The 6,761-nt window shown below is 74.2% G+C and carries 9 protein-coding genes; 4 read left to right on the forward strand and 5 right to left on the reverse strand.

Annotated features, from left to right (window positions below):
* Positions 1–444 precede the first annotated feature (444 nt).
* Complete coding sequence (locus AMK13_RS38600) at positions 445–1,134, reverse strand: GmrSD restriction endonuclease domain-containing protein (protein ID WP_074006225.1); 690 nt, start codon at positions 1,132–1,134, stop codon at positions 445–447.
* A gap of 49 nt (positions 1,135–1,183) precedes the next feature.
* Here AMK13_RS38600 and AMK13_RS43910 point away from each other — a divergent pair, with 49 nt between their 5' ends.
* Positions 1,184–1,357, forward strand: coding sequence for a hypothetical protein (locus tag AMK13_RS43910; protein ID WP_158077805.1), 174 nt, complete (start codon positions 1,184–1,186; stop codon positions 1,355–1,357).
* A 13-nt stretch (positions 1,358–1,370) separates the two neighbouring features.
* Here AMK13_RS43910 and AMK13_RS38605 read toward each other — a convergent pair whose 3' ends face one another.
* Together AMK13_RS38605 and AMK13_RS38610 are read right to left on the reverse strand one after the other, a co-directional pair.
* Positions 1,371–1,883: a hypothetical protein gene (locus AMK13_RS38605; RefSeq protein ID WP_074006226.1), complete on the reverse strand. Its 513-nt coding sequence runs from the start codon at positions 1,881–1,883 to the stop codon at positions 1,371–1,373.
* Between the two features lie 244 nt (positions 1,884–2,127).
* On the reverse strand, positions 2,128–2,646 hold the full coding sequence (locus tag AMK13_RS38610; protein WP_074006227.1) for a hypothetical protein: 519 nt from the start codon (positions 2,644–2,646) through the stop codon (positions 2,128–2,130).
* 339 nt (positions 2,647–2,985) lie between these two features.
* On the opposite strand from AMK13_RS38610, the gene AMK13_RS46230 reads away from it, so the two are divergent.
* Complete coding sequence (locus AMK13_RS46230; protein ID WP_274538714.1) at positions 2,986–3,108, forward strand: hypothetical protein; 123 nt, start codon at positions 2,986–2,988, stop codon at positions 3,106–3,108.
* Positions 3,109–3,231: 123 nt separating this feature from the next.
* Here the strand turns inward: AMK13_RS46230 and AMK13_RS38615 are convergent, their stop codons facing one another.
* Entirely contained in the window at positions 3,232–3,858 is a 627-nt protein-coding gene (locus AMK13_RS38615; protein ID WP_143204758.1) for a hypothetical protein, read from the reverse strand.
* A gap of 593 nt (positions 3,859–4,451) precedes the next feature.
* On the opposite strand from AMK13_RS38615, the gene AMK13_RS38625 reads away from it, so the two are divergent.
* The gene (locus AMK13_RS38625; RefSeq protein WP_074006230.1) at positions 4,452–4,925 is read left to right on the forward strand and encodes a hypothetical protein; all 474 of its coding nucleotides are present in this window, start codon (positions 4,452–4,454) and stop codon (positions 4,923–4,925) included.
* An 884-nt stretch (positions 4,926–5,809) separates the two neighbouring features.
* Here AMK13_RS38625 and AMK13_RS38630 read toward each other — a convergent pair.
* On the reverse strand, positions 5,810–6,265 hold the full coding sequence (locus AMK13_RS38630) for a phage tail protein (protein WP_074006231.1): 456 nt from the start codon (positions 6,263–6,265) through the stop codon (positions 5,810–5,812).
* A 234-nt stretch (positions 6,266–6,499) separates the two neighbouring features.
* Here AMK13_RS38630 and AMK13_RS43915 point away from each other — a divergent pair.
* On the forward strand, positions 6,500–6,761 hold a 262-nt coding region (locus AMK13_RS43915; protein WP_198959516.1), incomplete at its 3' end, for a hypothetical protein.

Genomic DNA, 6,761 nt, shown 5'->3' on the forward strand with positions numbered 1-6,761 from the left:
CCGCCGAGCAGAGCAGCCGCGCCACGCCCCGGCGCTGCTGGCCTCCCACTGGCCGGGTCCCGCGCGGGACGCCCCCTGCCCCCCGGGGCCCGGCCGTGCTGCGCCCTGGGAGATCGGTGTCGTCGGCGCGGACCGGGCCGAGGTGACGGTGTTCTCCGCCACCGCCGCGCGCGGTGCCCGACCGCGGGTGCGCCCCGCCCGGCGCCGTGGAAGCCGGCCCGGCCGGGCCGTGCCCGCTACGCTGCTGCCGGTGCCCGCCGGACCCGAGACGCACACTCCGGGCCATCACCGGCGGGCGCCGTCGCATCAGCGATCGGCGGAAAGAGCCGACGGCGGCTGGCCGCGAACGCGAGCACGTCGTGGAGCCGCCCGGGACGACCTCCCGGCCGGTAGGCCCGCCCGAACGACCGGGGGCGGGCGTGGGCCGACCGGCCTGGCCGCCGGTTATGCGCAGGTGTCGAGCATCTCGACCAGGGCGGTCTTCTCGGCCTGGGTGGTGCTGAGGGCGTAGACGTGCTTGATGTCGGTCCAGGCGCGGGAGTAGGTGCACCAGTACGACCGCAGCGGCGGCCGCCAGGCGTCCGGTCCCTTGTCGGCCTTCGCGCGGTTCGAGGCGGCGGAGACCGCGAGCAGCTGGCTGTGGGTCAGGTCGTTGGCGAAGGCGCGGCGCTTGTCGGTGGTCCAGGTGTCGGCGCCTGCCCGCCACGAAGCGGCGAGCGGAACCAGGTGGTCGATATCGAGGGCCTTGGCGTCGGTGAAGGTCTTGTCGTCGTAGGGGCTTACCCAGGTGCCGGAGACGGCGCGGCACTGGTCGTCGCGGGCGACGTCCTGGCCGTCGCGGGCGAGGACGACCTCGCGGGTGTCGCAGGTGCCGTACTGCTTGATCCAGTGAGGGAAGCGGTCCCGCGAGTACCCCTCCATGGAGTGCGGGGCCTCGACGACGAGTTCGTCCAGCTCGGCGCGGACGACGTCGGCCGGAGGGGGCTCGGGCAGCTGACGGTGTTGGGCGACGGCGGCAGCTGTGGGAGCGGTCGGCGGGGCTGCGGCGGTGGCCGGGACGGCCGCGGGGATCAAGGTGAGGGCGAGCGCGGCGATGGCGGTGGCGCCTCTGCGCCACCAGGCTGAAGTGATCATGCGGCAAGGGCTACCGGCCCAGGCGAGGCCGCCGGCGTACCGTCACCCGGTGGTCGGCGAGTCGCCGCCCGGTCGGGCCCGCCGCCGGTCGGGCCCGCTGCGCCGCCAGCCTTCGGTGGCCGCCGTCCGCCCGCCGACCCGCGTCTACGGGGCGGACGAGAAGGACGACCAGGGCGAGCCGGTCTCCGTCATCACGGTGCTGGTGATCGGTCCGCACCTGTAGACCTGCAGCGCCCTCAGGTGGTTGCCGGACCCGCCGGAGCAGTGTCGGCCGGGAACAGCAGCTCGGCGGTGTCGAAGGCGGCGCGCACCATGGCGACGGCCATGGCCGGGGTAAGAGTGCTGCTGGTCAGCTCGCCGTGGGCGAGCTTGTTGCGCAGCGCTCGGCCCGGCCGCCGCCCGGTTCTGCCCCGGCCGCCGTCGATCGCCTCGCCCAGACCGTCGCCCGGCACCGGGGCTTCGCCCGCCGAACTGGCCGCGGTCCCGGCCGCCCGCAGCTCCCCGGTCAGCCGCCGTGCCTCGGTCTCCGAGGCCGGGCCGACGGGCTCCCGGGGCGGGTGCCGGAACCCGGCCGCGGGCAGGTCAGGCCGCCGGATCCTGTACGGGGCCCGGGCGGACGGCGGCCTTGGGCGCCATCCCGGGTCGTACGGCTCGCCGCCGACCCCGGCGAACTCGACCCGCCTTGCCTCGCTCGGGTCGGCGGTCCAGGCGGCCTCGGCCTTGTACCAGCGGCGCTGACAGCTCCTCACACCGTGTGGCCTTGCTGTTTCACAAATTCTCAAACTGTACTCACATACTCACCCCCGTACTCACCTTGATTCCCATGGCGATGTCCGGGCCGACGACGAGGCCTTCAATCGGTCGCCTCCATGTCGTCGCCGTGCGGCTGGTGGAGTTGTCCGGCGGTGCCGGCCCGGCCCGTCGTCGGCCCGGTCTTGCGGTGCGGTGGACCAGCCCGTCGTCCTGGTCCTGCTCGTCGTGGTGCCGCCCTCGTCAGACTTCCTTCAGTGCCTGCAGGAAGGCGTGTTCGGCGGCGGCCAGGGCGTCGAGGACGGCGGCGAGCTGCTCCGGGGTGTGCTCGCCGACCTGCGCGCGCTCGGCCACCGAGAGGGCGAGGTCCAGGTGCGCGGCGACCTCGGGGTCGCCGTGTCCGAGGTAGTGGGCCTCGTAGTTCCCCCGCAGCCGGTGGGCCCAGTCGCGCCACCGCTGCACCTGGCCGTCCACCACCGGCTCCCCGGCGATGAGCCAGAGACGGAAGTGGTCGGCGACGACGCGGTCGGCCGGACGGTGGTCGAGCATGGTCCCGCACCCACGCTGCTGCTGGTCGTCGTCGGCGAGCGGACGCAGATTGTGGCGGCAGCCGAAGTACCGGCTGCTGGTGAGGCTCATGCTGTGCCACTCGCAGGCGTAGACCACGTACTCGGCGCGCCGGGCCCTGTGGCTGCTGTAGCGGGTCGTGGAATGGGTGGCGGTCTCGGCGCAGTCGGTGACCCGACGGAAGTTCGGTGGCATGGGGGGCGCTCCTCAAACGTCGCCGGTTCGCAGTGTCGACCCGCGGCCGTAGCCAGCCGAAGCCGCCGCGGCGAGGTCCCGCTCGACCCAACCACAGCGGCGCCGGACCCCCGGGGGACCACGCCGCCGTGAAGCCCGGCGAAGGGCCCGCCCGCCCTGTCGCCGAGCCGGACCCCTGCTGCGCCGCCCGCTTGTCAGGGCCGGGCGCGGGGTGCTGTCCCGGGGCTCGATCGGGGGAAGGCCGGCTCCTCGCTGGAGCTGCGGGAGAAGGCCCGGCCGGACCGGCTGGAGTGCCCCGAGTGCGTACAGGCCCGCGCCGCAAAGGACTTGGGCCCGCTGATGCTGCAGGTCCCGACCAAGCGCGAGCTGGTGGCCGTCCTGGTCTCCGCCCCGGATGATCCGTGGTGGGAGGTGCGGGTGCTGCACGCGAAGCTCTACCAGGCGAAGAACCGCGGGGCGTGACCCTCGCCCTTCGGCGGCCGCCCGGCCCGTCGCCCGCTGTCCTGGCCTGTTCTGGTGGGGCTGCGCTGCCCGGTGGTTGGTTTCGTTACGGGCGGGGTTGTGGCGGATCGTCGTGTCGTTCCGTCACGGTGCCGTTCCCGGTGTTGTTCCTGGTGTTGTCGCGGTGCTGGTTCTGGTGGTGTTCCAGGCGGTGTGGTAGGTGGCGAGGGCAGCCCGTAGGCGTTGGCCTTGGGGGGTGTCGGGCAGGCGGAGCCGGCCGCGGCGGCTGGCGAGGTCGGCGGTTGCCTGGCGGGCGGCGGGGAGGACCGTGGTGTTGCCGACGGCCAGTGCCGCGGTGTGCCAGTAGAGCTGTCGGTTGACGGCTTTCGACAGGCCGGACGTCGGGTCGCCGATGAGGGCCCGGGCGGCGGCGGCGAGTTCGGTCTCGGCGGCCGTGAACGTGTCGTGGCTGTCGGGTGCCGGTGCGGGTGCCACCGTGCTGCCGGCCCGCCCGCTGGCGGGTTCGTCCCCGGCGGCCGCGAGCGCGTCGTCGTCCCGGCCCCGGCCGGGGGCGGGGTCCTTCTGCCGCTGCGTCCCGCCGTCGTAGTTCGGCCCGCTCTCCGGTTCGGCGGCCGGCACGTCCGGCCGCTCGCGCGGCCCGGTGGCGGTGTCGTCGCCGACCTCACCGACCAGGCCGGGGCCCGGCAGGGCGGCGGGTTCGGTCTCGGCGGCCGTGAACGTGTCGTGGCTGTCGGGTGTCGGCGTGGGCACCACCGTGGTGTCGGCCCGCCCGCCGTCGGCGGGTTCGGTCTCGGTGGTGGCGGGCGCGGTGTCGTCCTGTTCCGGGCCGGGGCCTGGTGGGGTGGCGGCCCCGGTCTGGCCGGGTACGGGCCGCTCGGGCCGGTGTGGTGGTGCTACGGCCGGTTCGGGGTGGGTGTGCGGGGTGCCGTCGTCGAAGACGACGGTGAGCCGGGCACCGGCCGCCGCCGTGTGCTGCGCCCAGGCGGTCCTGTCGTTGCCGCTGGGGTCGGGCTTCGCGCCGGTCGTGGCGGTGGTGGTCTGCTTGCGGTCTTTGCCGGGGGTGTTGTCGGCCGGGCGGTCGGGAGCCCCTGGTGCGCGTCGGCGGCGGGTGGGGAGGAGTTCGTCGTAGGCGGTGGTGGTGGGCAGGGGGCGGGTGTCCGGGGGCAGGATGGCCCGGATCCGTACCGGCTCGGCGGCCGGCGCACGGCCACGGTCGGGGCCTTCACCGTGGCCGTGGTCGCCGTCCGGGACCGGGCGTCCGCCTCCGCCGTCGTCTTGTCTGTCCCGGGCCGGCAGGCGTTCTGGAAGGCGGTCAGCAGGTTCTCGGGGACGGCCTGCTGACCGTGGACCTGCGCGCGCTTGCCGCGCCCGGCGGGGGCCGCCGCCAGGGCGGTGGCGGCCGTGTCGTCCTGGCGCTCGCGGGCCGCCTGGTCGGGGGTGCGTGCGGGGAGTCCGAGGAGGGCGAAGGCGCCGTCGAGTGCGGCCCGGGCGGTGCGGGCGTGCCGGACGAACACCGCCACCTGGCCGCCGTCCAGGCCCTCCAGTGCCCGCTGGGCGTGTTCGTCGCCGCCGAGGCGGGCCAGGAGGGTGCGGGCCTCGGCGCGCAGGGAGGGGAGTTGTTCCTCGAGGCGGCGCCGGCGGTGTTCGGCCTGGCGGCAGGCGGGGCTGCAGTGCAGGGCGGGGCGGCCGGTGGCCGCCTTCGGCAGGGCGCGGCCACAGCCCGGCCGTGCGCAGCCCGGCTCGATGCTCAAGGGTTCCGTCACACAGAGGATTCTGACGAAACACCGGCCGGATCGGAAGCGGGCCCCGGCGCGTGAGGCCCGGCCGCGCGCCGTCCCGGCCCCGCCGGCCCCCGGCCGCGCGCCGTCCCGGCCTCGTCCGCCGCTGGTCTGGGCCGTGCCGGGGTGGTTGCGTCACCGTCTCCCAAGTGACGGAACCACCCGAAGCTCTCAGGGTGTGACCTGTTGGTGCTGTTGGGCGTGTAATGGCCCTGAAGGCCGGGTTGTCTGGACCTTTGGTTGTTCCTGTTGGGCGCTCGGCGGTGTTGGTGCCGACCGCGAGCACGGTGACTGTGTGTGATGGCTGGTGGGGTCGGGGCCGGGTCGGCCCGCTTGAGGGCCGGTGGGGCATTGTTGGATGTGGACTTGGGGGGTGAATTCCGCCGGGTATTCCACCTGGTTGTTTTGGCGGATTGGTTGCCGGTGGTGGTCTGAATTCGGGTCGGAATTGCGGGTCAGGGGATGGCGGCGAGGGTTGGTGTTCGGTTTGGTGGGGGTCGGGCCCGGTGTCGTCCGGGCCTGCTGCGCCTGCTCGGCCGCCGCCGTCCCGCCGTCCCGGGTCCGCTGTCCAGGCCGCGCGCCGTCCGGGTGCGCCGCTGCCGCCGTCCCGGGGCCGTCCGGGCCTCGCTGCGCCGCCGTCGCCGTCCTGTCGTGCTGGCGGCCGTCAGGCCGCCCTGGTGGTGGTCCGGGAGGCCGTCCCGGCGCTGTTCTGGTGGTGGGTGGGGGTTGTCGCGCGTGCTGTCGCGCCGGGGTGTTGTCGCGTGTTGTGACGTGGCTGGGTGCCCCCTGTTCCCCTGTGTGTGGTGGGGCGCGACAGGGGCCTGGTGGGCGCCGCGGGTGCCGTTCGGGCGACGGCCGACTCAGGTGCTGACCACCCGGGGGCGGTCAGCACCTGAGTGTTGGCGTGTTGGGGAGTGCGATGGTCAGTGGAAGGTGACGGTGAGCTTGTCGGCGGTGAGGACGACTTCGTCGATGCCTCCTTCGCCGGTGGCGTTGTCGAGGTTCTGGCCGGACAGCTTGATCGGGAAGGCGTCGGTGATGTTCCAGGTGGTGAACTTGGTGGCACCGGTCTCGTCGGTGAGGGTGATCGTGCAGTCCTTCTTGTCGACCTTGTTCTCGCTGACGGTGTAGAGCCAGGCGAACAGGGGGCTGTCCTTGGGGATGGTGCCGCGGCGCAGGGTGATGGCGAGGGTCTGCCGTTGGCCGGGCAGCTTGAAGGCGTTGCCGTTGCCGTCCTTGTACTCGATGGTCTCGATGCCAAGGTCCAGCCCGGATACCGAGGTGAAGGTGCCGTCGGTCTTGCCGTCGCCGTCGATGTCGAGGACGAAACGGTAGGCCGGGATCGGGTAGTCCGTGTTGACGTACTCGATGGTGGCCATGTCGTGCTCCTGTCGGTGAAGTCGTTGGGGCTCGGAGATGATCGCGGACCACTGCTGACATGCGCAGGAAAAGTCTTAAAGATCACCGGATGGGGAAGCCGGCGACTAACCTGTCCGCGCTGCAGCCCCTGGCCGCCGTCTGGGGTCGCCGGCGCCGCCCCTGGGCTCGCCGTTCGGGGCGGCTGGGTGGTCGGGGCGGCGACGGTCGTCGGGAGGGCCGGCCTTGTCGGCGGCTTGGTCCTGGTGGTGGTGCTCGGCGGCCGCCTGGCCGTCCCGTCCGAGCCGCCCGGTGCCGCGCCCCGTTGCCGGGCCCTGGCCCTGGCCGTCGTCCTGGTCGGCCGCCAGGCCGTCCTGCTGGGCCCGGCTCGGCCGCTGCCGGGGCTGCCCGCTGCTGGGCCCTGGCCGCCCGTCCAGGCCGCCGTTCTGGCCGTCCCGGCCCCGGGTTGCTCGGCCGTCTCGGGGCCCGTCCTGGCCGCCGTCCTGGTCCGGTGTTCGG

Source organism: Streptomyces sp. CB02056 (assembly GCF_001905545.1).
Classification (GTDB): domain Bacteria; phylum Actinomycetota; class Actinomycetes; order Streptomycetales; family Streptomycetaceae; genus Kitasatospora.

What these genes read in the sequence shown, in the direction of transcription:
- AMK13_RS38600 (WP_074006225.1), bottom strand. Translation starts at nt 1,134, where the DNA reads ATGATCACTTCAGCCTGGTGGCGCAGAGGCGCCACCGCCATCGCCGCG.
- AMK13_RS38610 (WP_074006227.1), bottom strand. Translation starts at nt 2,646, where the DNA reads ATGCCACCGAACTTCCGTCGGGTCACCGACTGCGCCGAGACCGCCACC.
- AMK13_RS46230 (WP_274538714.1), top strand. Translation starts at nt 2,986, where the DNA reads ATGCTGCAGGTCCCGACCAAGCGCGAGCTGGTGGCCGTCCTGGTCTCC.
- AMK13_RS38630 (WP_074006231.1), bottom strand. Translation starts at nt 6,265, where the DNA reads ATGGCCACCATCGAGTACGTCAACACGGACTACCCGATCCCGGCCTAC.